The organism is Marinagarivorans cellulosilyticus (genome assembly GCF_021655555.1).
Classification (GTDB): domain Bacteria; phylum Pseudomonadota; class Gammaproteobacteria; order Pseudomonadales; family Cellvibrionaceae; genus Marinagarivorans; species Marinagarivorans cellulosilyticus.
Window position 1 is genome coordinate 3,176,022 of the sequence record NZ_AP023086.1, and the last position, 16,998, is coordinate 3,193,019.

Sequence of the window (16,998 nt, forward strand, 5' to 3'; positions counted from 1 at the left end):
GTGGTGAATTTGCCTATTCTTATACTATTATTAACTATAAGGGCATGTTGTACGTTGAAGCTTATGGTTTTGGCGATGCCTTTGGCGACTATTTTGAACCGTTTCAAATAAAAGGACCGCACAGTGGAAACCATTAGTTCGATATACAACCCTGAGCCCCAACAAGAAAAACTGCCCGATATTTCTATCGATTGCTTAGTCTTCGGCTTGGATAATGGCAGGCTTAATGTATTGCTGGCCAAGCATCGTGACGGTATTCGGCAAGGGCAGTGGGCTTTGCCGGGCGGGCATATCGGCAAACTTGAAGATTTGGACTCCGCGGCGTCTCGCATTTTGCAGGAAGTGACCGGCGCGCAGGATCTTTTTTTGGAGCAGCTGCGAGCCTTTGGCGCGGCAGGCCGGTTCCCTGATGCGCGCGTCATTACAATTGCTTATTACGCCCTTGTGAAGCAGGAAGAGTACAAGGTGGCTGCCGGTGGGCCGGCCTCTGATGTTAAATGGTGGGATATTCATGAAGTGCCAGAGCTGGTTTATGACCACAGTGATATTTTTAATCACGGTTTAAAAACCTTGCGCCACAAGGTTCGCCACGAGCCTGTGGGCTTTAATCTTTTACCCGAAAAATTCACCTTGTTACAACTTCAAGAGCTGTACGAATCGATATTAGATGTGAAGTTAGACAAGCCTAATTTTCGTCGCAAAATGATGAATATGAAGCTTTTAGTTGATTGCAACGAAAAGCAGCAAAATGTTGCCCACCGTGCAGCCGCACTGTACCGGTTTGATGAATCTGTCTATCAGGCATTAACGGAACAGGGCTTTAGTTTTGAGGTTTAGTTAAAGCCTATCCTTCCATTCCCGCAGCGCTTTAAAGGTGTCGTAGTGCGTTTGGGTTGTGTTAGTGCCCAGCTGGTTTGCAACGCTGTTAATAATGGCTGGATGCTCTAGTCGCAAAAAGGGGTTGCAAGCCAGCTCTGTCGCAATGCTGCTGGGTATAGATGCCTTCCCGGTGTTGCGTAAATCGATTACCTTGCGTTCATGCGCCATAACGGCGAGGTTGCTGGCTTCTACCGCTTTGGCAAAGGCTAAATTGCTTAGTGTGTATTCGTGACTGCAGTATACCTGTGTTTGCGGCGGTAATTGTTTGAAGCGCTGTAGGCTATTGTAAAGCTCAGGCATAGACCCTGTTTGTTTTAGTCGGCCGCAGCCTATTGAAAACAGTGTGTCACCGCAGAATAGCCAGTTTTGCCCTTCGCAATAAAAGCTTAGGTGGTCTGCCATGTGCCCTGGGGTTTGCCATACCTCGACGATTGTGTTGTCTAGGCTTAGCAAGTCGCCTTCGGTCACGCCGTGGCTAATATCTGGGTGGCTACCCACAGTGCCATAAACAGGCACGTTAAAAGTTTGCTTCAATTCCTCTATACCCGAGACGTGATCCCAGTGACAGTGCGTGATTAGCATGCCTTTTAGGGTCACGTTGAGTTGCTTGAGTAAAGTGACAATAGGCTCTGCTTGCCCTGGGTCTATAATCCAAGCGTGCTTTTGGTTATGCAGTAGCCAAGCATAGTTGTCCTTGTAGAGTGGAACAATTTTCACCTGCAGGCTTTGCGCGTCATTGGTGTACGCTAATGTATTTGTCATAGTTATCTCTTGTGCTGGCCAGCTATTATAGCCGCCATGCATACTAGTGTTGTGTTTAACAACCTTGCGGTCTGTGACTTTACCGATATAGCGCGTTAAACTTGGAGTCTATCTCACACTACGTCAACAATGGCGAGGAGGCATTATGCCGTTATTTCGACATATGCGTTGGGCGAAGCAGTTGGCGCACACAGTGCGTCGCCGGCAGCAAGTGGTGGGGCTCACGCATACCTCGGCGGCTTTGCAAAAATGGTTTTCGAGCGCTACGGGGCAGCGGATTTTGGCGCGTGAGCAACAAGAAATTGATAAGGCTCTAAGCTGTTTGTTTGGCTATCATTTACTGCAAATGAGCGCACTCCCCAACGAAATGCTCTACAAAAGCAGCCGTATTTGTCACTGTTGCCGAGTGAGCTTCGATGCTAAGCAACCAGCAGAATTGGCCAGCCATTTCGAAGCTTTACCGCTTGCAGATGAAAGCGTGGATGTGACTTTGATTCATCATGCGCTGGACTTTTCTGAAAACCCGCACCAGCTACTGAGTGAAGTAAGTCGAGTCACTATTGCTCATGGCCATATAGTCATTGTGGGCTTTGACCCTGTCAGTTTAACGGGGGCAATAAAGCCTTTTGCTCAGCTTGCTAACATTAGCCCATTCTGGCTTCGCCATAGCTTGGCAAGCCACCGGATTACCGACTGGTTAAAGCTGTTAGGGTTTGAGGCGAAAGAAACCTATCTGGGGCACAGTCTAACGCCGTTGATGTCTGCTAGAGAAAGCAAAATTGGGGCTAGCTTATACCGTAATACCCAGCTGCCTTTTGGGCACTTTTACTGTATTGTCGCGCGTAAAACAGTGGCTAGCATTCGGCCTATTAAGCCAGCTTGGGATACGCAAATCCTCAATGGTGTGAAAGGGGTTAAAATAGCGCCGCGGCCCATTACTGCAAAAGGTGCTGCCCGCCTGAGCTTGATTCGAGACATTGCAAACAAACAAGCAGCCGATACGCCTAGAGACTCATAATGGGCGGGTCGCGCGGGTTGGGCTTTGCAGGTTTTCTATAAATAATATTCTAAGAAGTGACTTTTGAAAAAAATTGAAATGTATACAGACGGTGCCTGCAAGGGGAACCCAGGCCCCGGTGGCTGGGGAGCAGTGTTGCGCTTTGGCGAGCATGAAAAGCACCTGCACGGTGGCCAAAAAAACACGACCAATAATCAAATGGAGCTAATGGCTGCGATTGAAGGCTTGAAAGCTTTAAGTGAGCCTTGCGAAGTTAAATTGACGACCGATTCGCAATATGTTCGCAAAGGTATTACTGAGTGGCTAAAAAACTGGAAGAAAAACGGCTGGAAAACGGCAGCCAAAAAGCCTGTAAAAAATGCTGAGTTATGGCAAGCATTGGACGAGCAGTGCGCTCGTCATAGTGTCAGCTGGTTTTGGGTTAAAGGCCACAGTGGTCACCCAGAAAACGAGCTCGCCGACCGGCTAGCGAATCGCGGCGTTGAGGAGTTGCGTTAATGTCTCGCCAGGTAGTATTAGATACAGAAACAACAGGCTTGGAGCCCAAGCAGGGGCACCGGATTATTGAAATAGGTTGTGTGGAACTGGTTAATCGGCGGTTAACCGGGCGGCACTATCATCAATACATTAATCCCGAGCGGGAAATTGATGAAGGTGCAATGGCGGTGCACGGCATCACTAACGAGTTTGTTGCGACCAAACCTGTTTTTGCGGCAGTAGTCGATGAGTTTCGCGAGTTTATCGCTGGAGCAGAGTTGGTTATCCATAATGCGCCGTTCGATGTTGGCTTTATGGATCACGAATTTGCTTTGCTTAATAGAGGGCTTGGCAAAACTGCTGATTTTTGCAGTATTTTAGACACGCTAGCGATGGCGCGTTACAAGCATCCAGGGCAAAAAAATAACTTGGATGCACTATGTAAGCGTTACGGAGTTGATAACTCGCAGCGGGATTTGCACGGCGCATTATTGGATGCAGAGATATTAGCCGACGTTTACCTGTTAATGACGGGCGGCCAGCGGGCCCTTGCATTAAGTGCGGATGAAGGCGAGGACGATAACGACAGTGGTAGTAATAATGTCGAGACCATCAAGCGACTCGATATGAGCCGCATCGCGTTGCCCGTGATTCGTGCTGATGCTACTGAACTCGAGGCGCATCAAAAAAAGCTCGAGGCGATTCAAAAAGCCTCTGGTGAGCAGTGCATTTGGTTGCGAAATGAAGGGCAGGAGCTTTAGGTCTGCCCATTAAATTCGAGTGATTTAACCGCTAACCAGTAAGGTGACGCAAGATACCCCAACAACACTTAGCACGACGGTATAGGGCAGCGCCATTAAGACCATACGGCCGTAGGACAACCTAATAAGCGGGGCAAGTGCCGACGTTAGCAAGAATAGAAATGCCGCTTGGCCGTTGGGGGTGGCAACGCTGGGTAGGTTGGTACCGGTGTTGATGGCTATCGCTAAATGCTCGAAGTGATCTCGGCTAATTTCCCCTGCTTCTAGTGCTTCTTGCACCTCGTTGATGTACACCGTGGCGACGAAGACGTTATCGCTAATCATCGATAAGACCCCATTTGCAATAAATAGCATTGGCGCCTCTGCGCTGTCTTCTAGTGCAAGTACTGCGTGGGTAATGGGGGAAAATAAATGTTGCTCATGGATAACAGCAACAACGGCAAAAAATACGACTAGCAGGGATGTAAAGGGCAGGGCCTCCTCAAAAGCATGGCCAATTTGATGCTCCTCTACAACGCCTGTAAAGGCGGTCAAAATGACAATAATCATCAATCCGATTAAGCCAACCTCAGCTAAATGGAGTGCTAAGCCTACAACCAAAATCAGGGCGCCAATGGCTTGAATGATAAGTTTTGCCGTATCGATATTGGTGCGTTGCGCATCTTGTTTTTTGGCAAAATCATTAAGAATGGTTCGCACACTGTCAGGGAGCTCGGCGCCGTAGCCAAAAGCTTTTGTTTTTTCTAGTATTAAGCATGTCATGACACCGGCAATTGCTGATGGAATGGAAACAGGCGCCATTCTGAGGAAAAACTCGGCAAAGTCCCAGCCGGCTTTTTCGGCGATGAGCAAATTTTGTGGCTCGCCGACCAAAGTGCAAACACCACCTAAAGCGGTGCCGACAGCGCCGTGCATAATTAAGCTTCTTAAAAAGGCCCTAAACTGATCAAGATCTGAACGGTGTAACTCCACAACACTATTATCGTCAGAGTGGTCGTGATCGGCCGCTTGGTTATTCAAACCCGAGGCCGCGCGGTGATAAACCGCATAAAAGCCGACAGCGACACTGATGAGTACAGCCGTTACAGTTAAAGCATCTAAAAATGCCGATAGTATGGCGGCCATAATAGAAAATATGGCCGACAACAGCATTTTTGAGCGGACGCCGAGCAGGATTTTGGTGAACGTAAAGAGCAGCAAATCCTTCATGAAGTAGATGCCAGCAACCATAAACATCAACAGTAAGATGACGGGGAAGTTGGAAACGACTTCGTGATATACCGATTCTGCGCTGGTAAGCCCGAGTATAACGGCCTCTATAGCGAGTAGCCCTCCGGGCTGCAGTGGGTAGCATTTAAGCGCCATCGCAAGAGTGAAAATAAATTCTATAATTAAAACCCAGCCGGCAATAAAAGGGTCTATTGCGACGATAACGGGGTTAATAAGAAGAAAAGCAATAATGGTTTGCTTGTACCAGTTAGAGCATGGCCCTAAAAAATTTTGCCAAAATGCGGAAAGTAGCGATGGTTGTGCCATTGCGATATCTCTAGGTTGCGTCGTTGTTGCGTTGGTAGTTGTTCGTGTCCTTAATACTTCTTCCATAACATTTCGAAAAAGTGCGGCGATTACAATGCGAAAGTGCATCGCGGCAAGTTGCATATCCAGCCTGAAATACAGAACCCCCAATATTAGGCGGCGAAAATACCGTGCTTTTCTTAAAAAGCAAGCATTGGCCCGCCAAAACGGCGCTTCTTGTATAGAAAATAGCCTATTTGATGTGGCTTTGCTGCGGTGAGCGTTAAATTGGGCTGCCTCACGCCATCGCGTGTGAGCGGCTAGTGCGAAATGCTTATCTAAGCCTTATACTGTCGCCCTTTTGCGCCCGCGTTTATGGCGGGTTATGCAGTAGCTTTAGTCGAGACTTTATTCATGCAGAGTTCTGAAATTCGTCAGGCATTCCTAGATTTTTTTGCTAGTAAAGGTCACCAAGTGGTGGCGAGCAGTTCTTTGGTGCCTGGAAATGACCCTACATTGCTGTTCACCAACGCCGGAATGAATCAGTTTAAAGATGTGTTTCTCGGTAGCGAGCAGCGTGATTATTCGCGGGCAACTAGCTCACAGCGTTGCGTGCGTGCTGGCGGTAAGCATAACGATCTAGAAAACGTTGGTTATACCGCAAGGCATCATACCTTTTTTGAGATGCTAGGGAATTTTAGCTTTGGCGATTACTTTAAGCGCGATGCTATTTTCTTTGCGTGGGAATTTTTAACAAAAGTTATGGCGTTACCGCCCGAAAAGCTATGGGTCACGGTACATATTAGCGATGACGAAGCTGCTGATATTTGGCAAAAAGAAGTGGGCGTTAGCCCTGAGCGGTTCTCTCGCTTAGATGAAGACAATTTTTGGCAAATGGGTGACACCGGCCCTTGTGGACCCAGCTCTGAAATATTTTATGATCATGGCGCCGATGTGCCTGGAGGGCCTCCTGGCAGCGAAAACGATGATCTCGATCGTTATATTGAGATTTGGAATCTCGTTTTTATGCAGTACGAGCGCCAAGCAAGCGGCGAGTTAATTGCGCTGCCAAAGCCATCTGTTGATACCGGCATGGGGTTAGAGCGCATATCGGCGATTAAGCAAGGCGTCCACACCAACTACGAAATCGATATTTTTCAAGCTTTGATTAAAGCGGCGGCGGAGCGTTGCAACTGTAACGATTTGCAGCACAAATCGTTACGCGTTATTGCGGACCATATTCGTTCGTGTGGCTTTTTAGTTGCCGACGGTGTTATTCCTTCTAATGAGGGGCGAGGGTATGTGCTGCGCCGGATTATTCGGCGTGCTATTCGGCATGGTCATAAGTTGGGGCAAAAAGGTTTGTTCTTCGCTGACTTGGTGCCTGCGCTTGTTGAGCAAATGGGCGGCGCTTACCCCGATTTAGTTAAGGCGCAAGCACAGGTGCAAAAGGTGCTTCGCACAGAAGAAGAGCAGTTTGCTAAAACGTTAGATAAGGGGATGAAAATCCTTGAAGAGCAGCTTACAAAGCTAGATGGAACGGTGCTTCCTGGCGATCTTGTTTTTAAATTGCATGATACATTTGGTTTCCCTGTCGACTTAACGAATGATATCGCGCGCGAGCGCGATTTGAGCATTGATTTGCCAGCCTATGAGGAGCTAATGAAAGCTCAAAAAGCGTCTGCCGGTGGAGATCAATTTCAGGTGGATTACACCAAGACGCTTAACTTGGAAGGGCAAACGCGGTTCGAGGGATATGAAAATTTAGCGGTAGATGGCCGAATTGTTGCCTTAGTAGTTGATGGTGAGCCCGCGGAGTCTGCGACGGCTGGCGATAGCTTGAGCGTGGTGCTAGATCGCACGGCGTTTTACGCTAATTCTGGTGGCCAAGTTGGCGATACTGGTTATTTGACGGTCGGTGATGCGCGTTTCGAGGTGCATGATTGTCGTAAAGCGGGCGATCATTTTCTGCATATTGGCGTGCTGCAAAAGGGCAGCTTGGCGGTAGGTACTACTGCGACAGCTATTGTTGATGCTGCGGTTCGCGAGGCAACGGCCTTGAACCATTCGGCCACGCACCTGGCGCATGCTGCTTTACGGCAGGTGCTAGGCGAGCATGTTGCTCAGAAGGGGTCTTTGGTTGACTCTAAGCGTTTGCGCTTTGACTTTGCTCACTTCGAAGCGCTCACGACTGACGAGCTATCGGCGGTGGAGCTTTTAGTGAATCAGCAGATTCGTGCAAACACACCGGTTGAGACGCAGCTTTGTAATATGGAAGAGGCAAAGGCTAAAGGTGCAATGGCGCTATTTGGTGAGAAGTATGGCGATACGGTTCGCGTATTGTCGATGGGTGTTGAAGACTTCTCCATCGAGCTATGTGGTGGTACACACGTTAAGCGTACGGGCGATATAGGGCTATTCAAAATTATTTCTGAAGCTGGCATTGCTGCGGGGGTTCGTCGTATAGAAGCGGTTACTGGCGAGCAAGCGCTAGACTATGTTGCGCAATTGGATCGTCAGCTGGCGGCGGCTTCTGCGCAACTAAAAGCGTCGCCAGAGCAATTATCTGAAAAACTCTCAGCTTTAATACAAGCTCAAAAAGATCTAACGAAAGAAGTTACTTCCCTTAAGGGACGCTTAGCGGGGTATGCGGCGACTGAGTGGTTGAGCGAGGCTGTGGAGGTTAATGGCATTAAGGTGCTTGCTAAACGCACTGAGGGCTTGGACGCTAATGCTCAGTTAGATGCGGTCGATCAGCTTAAAAACAAATTAGGTGCGGGTGTGGTGCTGCTGGTTAATGTTGATGACGATAAAGCGAGCTTGATTGCTGGGGTCACCAAAGCTGAATCAAAACGCTATAAAGCGGGTGACTTAATTCGTGATTTCGCGCAGAAAGTGGGCGGTAAAGGTGGTGGCCGGCCAGATATGGCCAGAGGTGCGTGTCCTGTTGCAGACAACTTGGATCAGGCCATTGCGGGCGTGGTTGATTGGGTTGAAAAACAGGCTTAAAGAATTTTTGGTGTTTGTAATTAAAGATTAACAAACAGTCGAAATTGGTGTTTAATTGGCGCGTTTTTTTGCATGCGCAGCGCTGTTTGTGTGAAGCAGCGCCGTTCGGTACCAATGCAGCGTTAACGAATCCACTGGGTGGTGTAATAAAAAGGTTTATAGTGCAATGAGCTTAATTGTTCAAAAATACGGCGGCACCTCGGTAGGTACGGTGGAGCGCATTCAGGCTGTGGCTGATAAAGTCATCGGTTTCCGTAAGGCCGGTCACGACATTGTTGTTGTTGTGTCGGCTATGAGCGGCGAAACCAATCGGCTGATTGGCTTGGCTGGTGCCATGCAGTCGACGCCTGACGCTCGCGAGCTGGATGTTCTCGTCTCTACGGGTGAGCAGGTCACTATCGCGTTGTTGTGTATGGCATTAAAGGCTAAAGGGCAAGATGCGCGATCTTACACTGGTGGCCAAGTGCGTATACTTACAGACAACTCCCATACTAAAGCGCGCATTCAGGATATCGACGACGCTAATATGCGTGCCGATCTTGAGCTTGGGCGCGTGGTTGTCGTTGCGGGCTTCCAAGGCGTTGACCTTGACGGCAATATCACAACTTTGGGGCGCGGCGGCTCTGATACTACGGGTGTGGCACTTGCCGCCGCTTTAAAGGCTGATGAGTGTCAGATCTATACCGATGTAGATGGTGTGTATACTACAGACCCTCGAGTAGTTGAAAAGGCGCGTCGCCTAGAAAAAATTACTTTTGAAGAAATGCTGGAAATGGCCAGTTTAGGTTCAAAGGTGCTACAGATTAGAGCCGTTGAATTTGCGGGTAAATACCAAGTGCCGTTGCGTGTGCTATCAAGCTTTAAAGATGGCCCTGGCACGTTGATTACAATTGATGAGGAAATTTCAGATATGGAGCAACCGGTAGTATCTGGCATTGCTTTTAACCGTGATGAGGCGAAGCTTTCTATTCGTGGAGTTCCCGACTCGCCGGGCGTCGCGTCTAAAATACTAGCGCCAATCGGTGAGGCTAATATAGAAGTTGATGTTATCGTGCAAAATATGGCTGCCGATAATACTAATGATCTTACCTTTACGGTTCACCGTAACGAGTTAGAAAAAGCCAAAGCCGTACTCGAAAGCGTAGCTAAAGACTTAAATGCTCGTGAAGTAGTGGGTGACGACACCATTGTTAAAGTATCTGTTGTGGGCGTTGGCATGCGTTCCCATGCTGGCGTGGCCTCTACAATGTTTAACGCGCTAGCGGCAGAAAATATCAACATTCAATTGATTACGACATCGGAAATTAAGATTTCAGTGATTATTGAAGAAAAGTATTTAGAGCTGGCAGTTCGCTGCTTGCATTCAGCATTCGACTTGGATGCTGCTTAGAACGTGCATTCGCGGTAGCTAATACCGCGATTCCCCTTTGGGGTGGTAGGCTGTTGATCCGAAAATAATTGATCAAAAAATGATCTTATCTATACTAACAAAATAACGGGTCGGCAAGTAAGGCCGTGGTTAGCTGCCAAGCCGTAAAAGCTGACAAACTCACAGGATGAACAAAAGGAGAAACAACTATGTTAATTTTAACTCGCCGTATCGGTGAAACATTAATGGTCGGTGATGATGTCACTGTGACTGTTTTGGGTGTTAAAGGTAATCAGGTGCGTATCGGCGTTAACGCGCCGAAAGAGATTGCTGTACACCGTGAAGAGATCTATCAGCGTATCCAGCGTGAAAAAGCCTTACAAGATCAGGCACCAGAGCCTGGTAATAGTTAATAGGCGTTTTTTTGGTGTGACGCGATAGTTTTTATTGGCTGAATATCAAAAAATGCAGTTGCATTACGTAAATTCCTCACTGGATAACTCTAGTGGGGAATTTTTTTATCTATAGTGCACGTTAATATTTGATTTTTATGAAAATCTTGATATTATGCGCGCCATTGTCGGTAAGGCGGCAAGGTAATGAAATGATTATCAAATCAGGGACTTACCTTTAATAAGCTTTATCACATTCTTGGTTGTTTTTGATCAAGTACGCGGAGAGGTGGCCGAGTGGCCGAAGGCGCTCCCCTGCTAAGGGAGTATACCCTAACCCGGTATCGAGGGTTCGAATCCCTCCCTCTCCGCCATTTTTTATCCTTCCTTTTTCAAACTCTTTAGTTAATACCCTATAAAGCTTAATTAGCTGCTGGTTATTTATCTGTTTTTAAGTCCTTTTGTTTTTTTTATGCTCCTTTTGTCGTCATAGCGCATTTTTTTTCAATAGCGTTAAAAGTTCTTATGTCTGAGCATTTTTTAATCTCTGGTTATTTTGAACGCTTTTTTATATGCGCTAGTGCTTATTGCCGCTTTATTTGATCTCCAAAGTTATCATTTATAACCAAAGTATAGTTTTCCTTGATGCTGCTTGATTGTTTGTTCTTACCCGCGGTTGCCGTTTGTCGCCACCCCGATTTTGCCTAACTTGGCGTTGCTTAAATTGCGTCTAAGCTTGGATTAAAGGGAAGTTGAACGTGGTGCTATCAGGACGATGCCTAGGATGACGGTTAGATGAGTTTACCTTGAATTGCACTTAGCGATGTAAGGTTCGCACAAAATTGTCACCAAGTTAAATGGGCTTATTAGCACGTTTTACGATTTACTTTGGAGATAAATTCATGGGTAAGCAACAATCAGGTTTTACATTAATTGAGTTGGTCGCAGTAATTGTGATTTTGGGGATCTTGGCTGCAACTGCGGTTCCGCGTTTTGTAAATTTACAAGACGAGGCCTCACAGGCTGCTGTCAACGGTGTGGCAGGTAGTATTGAAAGTGCTTCGGCGCTAAACCATGCGGTCGCAGTTGCGGTAGCGGCGGGTTTAACGACGGTGGGTGCAGACCCGTTCTTTACTGTTGATGACTGTGACGATGCTGGTAAGCTATTACAGAATGGTGCTTTGCCCACGGGCTATAGTATTGCTACTGGCGCTGAAGATCTCACAGCTGGTGAAACGCGCACCTGTACGTTAACGGGTACAAATAGCAAAACGGCTACGTTTGTCATTATTGGCGCTACTGGTGGTAACTAATACGCTATAGTGAATTGAAATGCTCAAGGATGGCGTATGTTCATCAATCACTGCAAAAGACAAAAGGGTTTTTCGCTCATAGAGTTGATTGCAGTGATGGTGATTGTGTCGATTATATCGGCAACAGCAATAGTAAGGTTGATGCCAAGCTCTTTGTTCGAATTACAATCGGCGCGGGATCAAGTGGTTGCGGCTTTGTTCCATGCGCAGCAGAAGGCATTGTTTACGCCTTACGATATTCGCGTTACTTTGCTGGGCGGGGTGGTTGATGTCCGAATGGATGAAAATGCAGATGGCCTTTTCCCTTCTTCTGAAAGCATTCGTGTGGGGGCTGTGCAGTACCCTCTGACACTAGTGAGTAGTGTTCAGGTCTCTACCCACACGTTAGATTATGACTCCCTCGGTGAAACTACTGCAGCTAACATTTCTGTTAGCAAATCTTCTAAGTCCGTTTCTATTGCTGTCTCAGCTTCAGGGTTTGCGCAATGAGCCTCTTTGCTTTGCGTCCGTTGAAAACTGCCCAGCGCGGGGTAACCTTGATTGAGGTTATTGTTTTTATAGTTGTTATCAACTTGGCATTTGTTGCTGTGATGCAGATATATGGGCAAGCGGTGGTGAACACTGTTGACCCTATTGTGCGTGTGCGCGCCACAGAATTAGCCAAAGCGGCTTTAGACGACGTGTTAGCTCGGCGTTTTGATGAAAATACGCCCTCAGGCGGCATTCCCGCGTGCGGTTCGGCGCAAGGAGAAGCTTGCGTGGGGATTACTGCTGATGCGGGCTATGATGATGTTGGTGATTTTAACGGGTATACCGATAATTCCGATGCTAACTATCCCATATCCATTACTGTTACTGAGGCAGGTGGCGATTTAGGGCTTGCCGCTTCGATGGCAAGAAAAATTACTGTTATCGTCGGTATGCCCGACGGTAATCAGGTGGCTTTGGCTGCCTACAAAGCGAATTACTGAGTGATCATGTTTAGATCTGTGCAGCAGGACAACGGCGGATTTACGCTGGTTGAGCTTATTGCAGTGATCGTTGTGCTTGCTATTACATCGGTTGTTGGTGGTGGTTTTGTCGTTAGCGTTGTTGATCAGTATCAGAAGGCGCAATTGCGCTCCACATTGGTTCAGCGTGGCACGGTCACAATGGAGCAGTTGGCGCGGCAGTTGCGCATGTCTGTTCCGAATTCTTTGCGGGTGAGTACTGGTGGTGATTGCGTCGAGTTTATGCCGTTGATTGGTGGTGCCTTTTATACCGAAGAGCTTCCGGATGCCGAAAATAACAAGGCGGTCGTAGATAGTGTTGATACCGTGGAATTTAGTTTGTTAGACGGTACGCCGAGTCAAATTTTGGTTGCGCCCTTGGATAGCACTGAAATATATACCGTTGCAGTGCCTTCTGCGCGCATTGCGGCAGGTGATTTCGGTGTTGCCCCGTATTCGCAAGCTGTTTTTTCGGGAAATCACCGATTTCTTAGAAACTCATCGAGTCGTCGACTTTTATTGGCCGAGCAACCTAAGCGTTTTTGCATAGTCGGTTCTCAGCTAATTCGGTATGAAGGTTATGGTTTGGATACGGGGGGAATCAGCAGCGCTTCGCCAGGTGGGACTTCCGTGCTTATGTCGGCCAGCCTCGAGGCTGAGGGCAGCGCGTTTGTATTGACTTCTGGTAGTGAAGATAGAAATGCTGCACTTTTAATTTCTTTGCGGTTTGCCGATAGGGGCGAGAGTGTACTGCTAAATAGCAGAGTGTTGGTGCGCAATGCGCCCTAATTCGAATCGTCAAATTCTAGGGTGTACGCCGGCCAATAAACAGTCGGGCTTTCTGATACCGCTCGCGCTTTTCATTGTGGTTGGGGCGGCGACACTGGCTGTAGCGATGAGTCAAATGGCGGCGGGAAGCCGCTCTTCGGCGGTTTACTCGGCATTTAACGCGCAGGCTCTTTATGCTGCTGATGCGGGGGTGCAGAAGGCAATGCATGAGCTTTACTATGCGAATACGGATCAAGCTGCTGTTAGTGCGGCTTGCGCATCGGTTGATGGCTCAACGCTTAACTTGTCTGGGCAGGGGGTGTCAGGTTGTGAAGTGAGTGTTTCTTGTGATGTCACTTTGAGTTCTGATGGTGATGTCAGTTTGTATGCTATTGTCAGTCAAAGCGCTTGTGGAAGTGGAGAGTATGCGACAGGGCGACGCATTCGGGCTGAATCGTATATGCGTGCAAATTGATGCGTGGCTAGCGTAATAAAAAGACACCTATCTTCGTAGTTAGATAGCCGCTACCATCGCGCTCAGTATTCATTATTAAGGAATGTTTCATGACGACCCCCCTGATTATGGCCATGATTGCTGTTGTTGCTCTTGCTTCGCAGTGGACCGCTTGGTACACCAAGTTGCCGGCTATTTTATTTTTGCTATTGGCGGGCATTCTATTGGGGCCGGGTTTAAATCTGTTGGCTCCCGATGAGATTTTTGGTGATTTACTTTTTCCTTTAATTTCTTTAAGCGTAGCGGTGATTTTGTTTGAGGGTAGTTTAACGCTGCGTGTCGAGGAGTTGCGACAGTTAGGCACGGTTGTTCACAGGCTTGTGACCTTGGGTGCGCTTGTCAGCTGGCTTGTTGTGAGCTTAGCGGTTCATTACCTATTTGATGCTGGCTGGGGTATTAGTATATTACTTGGGGCTATCACGGTTGTGACGGGGCCAACGGTAATTGTACCGCTGCTAAGAACGGTTAGGCCGCGCGCGCAAGTGGCCAACATACTGCGCTGGGAAGGTATCGTTATCGACCCCATTGGTGCGCTATTCGCGGTTGTTGTGTTTGAATTTATTGTTACAGCTTCTGAGGGGCATGCGCTCGCTCATAGTATGAAGCTGTTTTTTTTAGTGGTGTTTTGGGGGTTGTTTTTAGGCGGTTTGTGCGGGTTTTTGTTGGGGCAAATTTTAAAGCGTCGGTTATTGCCTAACTACCTGTTGAACTTAGCGACCTTAACCTTTGTATTTGCAGTTTTTACCGGTTCCAATGCGTTAGCTCACGAGTCGGGTTTGCTTGCGGTTACGGTTATGGGAATGTGGCTGGCCAATACGCGCGGTATTCATATTGAAGAAATTTTAAACTTCAAAGAAAACCTCACTATCGTGTTAATCAGTGGCCTATTTATTATTCTTGCGGCGCGAATTGATCTTAACCAGTTATTGCTTTTGGGTACGCCAGTTTTATTGCTATTGCTGGTGCTGCAATTTGTTGCGCGGCCGTTATCGGTGTTGGTTGCCACTGTCAAAACGCCAGTCACATGGCGCGAGAGGGCGCTATTAGCTTGGATTGCCCCTCGCGGTATTGTCGCGGCTGCAGTTTCTGCCATATTTGCTTTGCGTTTAGAGGGCGCCGGTGTTCCCGAGGCCGAATTACTCGTCCCCATAACTTTTAGCATTATTATCGGGACTGTTTTACTGCAAAGCTTAACGGCTAGGTTTGTGGCGAAAGCCCTTGGTGTGGCGGAGTCGGCGCCGCGGGGTTACCTTATTATTGGCGCTAATACAGTGGCCAGAACCTTGGCTAAATCGCTTCGTGGCTTGGGGTTTCGCGTGTTACTAACGGATTCGAGTTGGGATAATATTCGGGCTGCGCGGATGGATGGGCTGGATACTTTTTACGGTAACCCTGTGTCTGAGTACGCCGACAGAAAGCTCGAATTGGTGGGTATTGGCCGCTTGTTGTGTTTGTCCCCTCAGCGCGAGCTAAACGTGGTTGCTAGCATGCGGTATCGTTCTGAATTTGGTAAAGACGAGCTTTATACGTTGCGCAGCAGCGCAGAGGCGCAGTCAACAGAAAAGCATAAAATCTCTGCGGATCATCGTGGTAACACCTTATTTAATGCTGATATGACCTACGCCAAGCTGGCGAGCCTATTGAGTAAAGGGGCGGAGATCCGCAAAACGAAACTGACGGATGAGTTTGGTTTTGAAGATTATATTGCGCAGGGCGAAGGGCAAATAACGCCGCTTTATGCGTTAAACTCTAAGGGCCGGTTGTATTTATTTGTGGATGGCGGTGACTTAAAGCCGGAGCCGGGTTGGCAAGTGCTGGGCTTGGTAAGTGCAGATAAAACCGCTGAAAAAGCCGCCGATAAGGCGGCTGATAAAAAAGCAGAGTCGGCTGAAAAATCTGGCTAATTTGATGGGGCTGGGGAGCTGATTTCTCTGTCTCTAAAGCCCATGAGATACAAAATTGCGTCCAAGCCGAGCGTTGATATGGCTTGCTTTGCGCTAGCTTTAACAAGCGGTTTGGCGCGAAAAGCAATGCCTAGCCCCGCGATACTGAGCATAGGAAGGTCGTTGGCACCATCGCCAACGGCAATCACTTGCTCCAGCGAGATATTTTCTTTTTGGGCAAGCTCTTTAAGTAGCTCGGCTTTGCGTTCACCGTTGACGACAGTGCCCACTACGCGGCCTGTAACCTTGCCGTTTTCAATTTCGAGTTCATTGGCAAAAACGTAGTCGATGCCCAATTTCTTTTGCAGGTAGCGGCCAAAATAATTAAAGCCGCCCGATAAAATCGCTGTTTTATAGCCTAGCTTGTTTAAGGTTTTTAGTAGGTGCTCGGCGCCTTCGGTGATGGGGAGGTTGGCGGCGATATCGGCCAGTACGCTTTCGTCTAGCCCTTTTAGCAGCGCCATTCTCCTTGCGAAGCTTTCGTTAAAGTCGATTTGCCCAGTCATGGCTTGCTCTGTAATTTCGGCAACCTGATCGCCGACGCCTTGGGCTTTAGCAAGCTCGTCGATAACCTCAGCTTCGATAAGCGTTGAATCCATATCAAAGCACACTAATCGGCGGGTTCGCCGATACATACTATCGGCCTGAAAGGCGATATCTACATCGAGTCGCGATGCCATTTCGGTAAAGGCGGCTTTAAGGCTGCTTGGCGATAGTGGTTCTCCGCGGGCGGAAAACTCGACGCAGGCTTTAGTATTGCGTTCTTTTTGTGGCGCGTGCGATTCTTCGAACTCGAGTGGAACTCGGCCTGAAAGGCGGCTAATGTTGTCGATGTTCAAGCCTTGTTCGGCCATAATGCCGGTAAGGCAAGACAGTTGCTCAGCAGTAATTTGCCGTGCAAGTAAGGTGACGATATGGCGCTTTTTCCCGTGGTGACTTACCCATTCGGCGTAACTCTCAAGGGTGATTGGCTGAAATTTCACCTGCATGTCAAGATCGTGCATGGCATAGAGAATTTCTTTGACGGCAGGCGAGGAGTCCTGCTCTGCAGAGAATTCAACTAAAAGGCCAAGTGAAAGTGTGTCGTGTATGACGGCCTGTCCAATATCTAAAATGTTGGCACTATGGCGAGCTAAAATGCCTGTAACCGCTGATGTAACTGCAGGGCGGTCGCTACCGGCTATTGTAATCAGAATAAGTTCGTGCACGATTTTTACTACCAGAATCAAAGTAAGGCGGCATTATACAGGTCACTAATGTGCGATGCCGCAAAAATCCCCTTCGAGGAT

General features: G+C 48.0%; 16 protein-coding genes and 1 tRNA gene. 14 read left to right on the forward strand and 3 right to left on the reverse strand.

Annotated elements, in window-relative coordinates; all coding sequences use genetic code 11:
• The first annotated feature begins 123 nt into the window (after positions 1–123).
• Positions 124–837, forward strand: a complete 714-nt coding sequence (locus MARGE09_RS12725; protein WP_236982454.1) for an NUDIX hydrolase — start codon at positions 124–126, stop codon at positions 835–837.
• On the opposite strand, the gene gloB is transcribed toward MARGE09_RS12725, so the two are convergent.
• Positions 838–1,641 (reverse strand): hydroxyacylglutathione hydrolase, encoded by an 804-nt coding sequence (gene gloB, locus MARGE09_RS12730; RefSeq protein WP_236982456.1) that lies wholly within the window; start codon positions 1,639–1,641, stop codon positions 838–840.
• A 145-nt stretch (positions 1,642–1,786) separates the two neighbouring features.
• On the opposite strand from gloB, the gene MARGE09_RS12735 reads away from it, so the two are divergent.
• The 3 genes from MARGE09_RS12735 (at position 1,787) to dnaQ (ending at position 3,897) form a co-directional block, all read left to right on the forward strand.
• Positions 1,787–2,659, forward strand: coding sequence for a methyltransferase domain-containing protein (locus MARGE09_RS12735; RefSeq protein WP_236982457.1), 873 nt, complete (start codon positions 1,787–1,789; stop codon positions 2,657–2,659).
• Between the two features lie 63 nt (positions 2,660–2,722).
• On the forward strand, positions 2,723–3,157 hold the full coding sequence (gene rnhA, locus MARGE09_RS12740; protein WP_236982458.1) for a ribonuclease HI: 435 nt from the start codon (positions 2,723–2,725) through the stop codon (positions 3,155–3,157).
• On the forward strand, positions 3,157–3,897 hold the full coding sequence (dnaQ, locus tag MARGE09_RS12745) for a DNA polymerase III subunit epsilon (RefSeq protein ID WP_236982459.1): 741 nt from the start codon (positions 3,157–3,159) through the stop codon (positions 3,895–3,897). Before rnhA ends, dnaQ begins: the two co-directional genes overlap by 1 nt.
• 24 nt (positions 3,898–3,921) lie before the next feature.
• Here dnaQ and nhaB read toward each other — a convergent pair whose 3' ends face one another.
• Positions 3,922–5,433 carry a sodium/proton antiporter NhaB gene (gene nhaB / locus MARGE09_RS12750; protein WP_236987366.1) on the reverse strand — a complete coding sequence of 504 codons (1,512 nt, stop codon included), beginning with the start codon at positions 5,431–5,433 and terminating at the stop codon, positions 3,922–3,924.
• Between the two features lie 393 nt (positions 5,434–5,826).
• Here nhaB and alaS point away from each other — a divergent pair, with 393 nt between their 5' ends.
• From alaS to MARGE09_RS12800, 10 genes are all read left to right on the forward strand, one after another.
• A complete protein-coding gene (alaS, locus tag MARGE09_RS12755; RefSeq protein WP_236982460.1) occupies positions 5,827–8,421 on the forward strand; it encodes an alanine--tRNA ligase in 2,595 nt (864 codons plus the stop codon).
• A 166-nt stretch (positions 8,422–8,587) separates the two neighbouring features.
• A complete protein-coding gene (locus MARGE09_RS12760) occupies positions 8,588–9,811 on the forward strand; it encodes an aspartate kinase (RefSeq protein ID WP_236982462.1) in 1,224 nt (407 codons plus the stop codon).
• Between the two features lie 188 nt (positions 9,812–9,999).
• Positions 10,000–10,203 (forward strand): carbon storage regulator CsrA, encoded by a 204-nt coding sequence (gene csrA / locus MARGE09_RS12765; RefSeq protein ID WP_236982464.1) that lies wholly within the window; start codon positions 10,000–10,002, stop codon positions 10,201–10,203.
• Positions 10,204–10,465: 262 nt separating this feature from the next.
• Positions 10,466–10,556 (forward strand) — tRNA-Ser (locus MARGE09_RS12770).
• A 528-nt stretch (positions 10,557–11,084) separates the two neighbouring features.
• Positions 11,085–11,495 (forward strand): type II secretion system protein, encoded by a 411-nt coding sequence (locus tag MARGE09_RS21630; protein ID WP_275068721.1) that lies wholly within the window; start codon positions 11,085–11,087, stop codon positions 11,493–11,495.
• Between the two features lie 36 nt (positions 11,496–11,531).
• The gene (locus MARGE09_RS12780) at positions 11,532–11,984 is read left to right on the forward strand and encodes a pilus assembly FimT family protein (protein ID WP_236982466.1); all 453 of its coding nucleotides are present in this window, start codon (positions 11,532–11,534) and stop codon (positions 11,982–11,984) included.
• Positions 11,981–12,466: a type II secretion system protein gene (locus tag MARGE09_RS12785; RefSeq protein WP_236982468.1), complete on the forward strand. Its 486-nt coding sequence runs from the start codon at positions 11,981–11,983 to the stop codon at positions 12,464–12,466. Before MARGE09_RS12780 ends, MARGE09_RS12785 begins: the two co-directional genes overlap by 4 nt.
• Positions 12,467–12,472: 6 nt before the next feature.
• Entirely contained in the window at positions 12,473–13,273 is an 801-nt protein-coding gene (locus MARGE09_RS12790; protein ID WP_236982470.1) for a prepilin-type N-terminal cleavage/methylation domain-containing protein, read from the forward strand.
• Positions 13,263–13,727 (forward strand): hypothetical protein, encoded by a 465-nt coding sequence (locus tag MARGE09_RS12795; RefSeq protein WP_236982472.1) that lies wholly within the window; start codon positions 13,263–13,265, stop codon positions 13,725–13,727. The genes MARGE09_RS12790 and MARGE09_RS12795 overlap by 11 nt, the downstream gene beginning before the upstream one ends.
• A gap of 89 nt (positions 13,728–13,816) precedes the next feature.
• On the forward strand, positions 13,817–15,670 hold the full coding sequence (locus MARGE09_RS12800) for a cation:proton antiporter (RefSeq protein ID WP_236982474.1): 1,854 nt from the start codon (positions 13,817–13,819) through the stop codon (positions 15,668–15,670).
• On the opposite strand, the gene serB is transcribed toward MARGE09_RS12800, so the two are convergent.
• Complete coding sequence (serB, locus tag MARGE09_RS12805; protein WP_236982476.1) at positions 15,667–16,917, reverse strand: phosphoserine phosphatase SerB; 1,251 nt, start codon at positions 16,915–16,917, stop codon at positions 15,667–15,669. The two genes, MARGE09_RS12800 and serB, sit on opposite strands and share 4 nt — an antisense overlap.
• Positions 16,918–16,998: the final 81 nt, after the last annotated feature.

Coding starts and splice junctions, on each gene's coding strand:
- gloB (WP_236982456.1), bottom strand. CDS start 1,641: ATGACAAATACATTAGCGTACACCAATGACGCGCAAAGCCTGCAGGTG.
- MARGE09_RS12735 (WP_236982457.1), top strand. CDS start 1,787: ATGCCGTTATTTCGACATATGCGTTGGGCGAAGCAGTTGGCGCACACA.
- dnaQ (WP_236982459.1), top strand. CDS start 3,157: ATGTCTCGCCAGGTAGTATTAGATACAGAAACAACAGGCTTGGAGCCC.
- nhaB (WP_236987366.1), bottom strand. CDS start 5,433: ATGGCACAACCATCGCTACTTTCCGCATTTTGGCAAAATTTTTTAGGG.
- alaS (WP_236982460.1), top strand. CDS start 5,827: ATGCAGAGTTCTGAAATTCGTCAGGCATTCCTAGATTTTTTTGCTAGT.
- MARGE09_RS12760 (WP_236982462.1), top strand. CDS start 8,588: ATGAGCTTAATTGTTCAAAAATACGGCGGCACCTCGGTAGGTACGGTG.
- csrA (WP_236982464.1), top strand. CDS start 10,000: ATGTTAATTTTAACTCGCCGTATCGGTGAAACATTAATGGTCGGTGAT.
- MARGE09_RS21630 (WP_275068721.1), top strand. CDS start 11,085: ATGGGTAAGCAACAATCAGGTTTTACATTAATTGAGTTGGTCGCAGTA.
- MARGE09_RS12780 (WP_236982466.1), top strand. CDS start 11,532: ATGTTCATCAATCACTGCAAAAGACAAAAGGGTTTTTCGCTCATAGAG.
- MARGE09_RS12785 (WP_236982468.1), top strand. CDS start 11,981: ATGAGCCTCTTTGCTTTGCGTCCGTTGAAAACTGCCCAGCGCGGGGTA.
- MARGE09_RS12790 (WP_236982470.1), top strand. CDS start 12,473: ATGTTTAGATCTGTGCAGCAGGACAACGGCGGATTTACGCTGGTTGAG.
- MARGE09_RS12795 (WP_236982472.1), top strand. CDS start 13,263: ATGCGCCCTAATTCGAATCGTCAAATTCTAGGGTGTACGCCGGCCAAT.
- MARGE09_RS12800 (WP_236982474.1), top strand. CDS start 13,817: ATGACGACCCCCCTGATTATGGCCATGATTGCTGTTGTTGCTCTTGCT.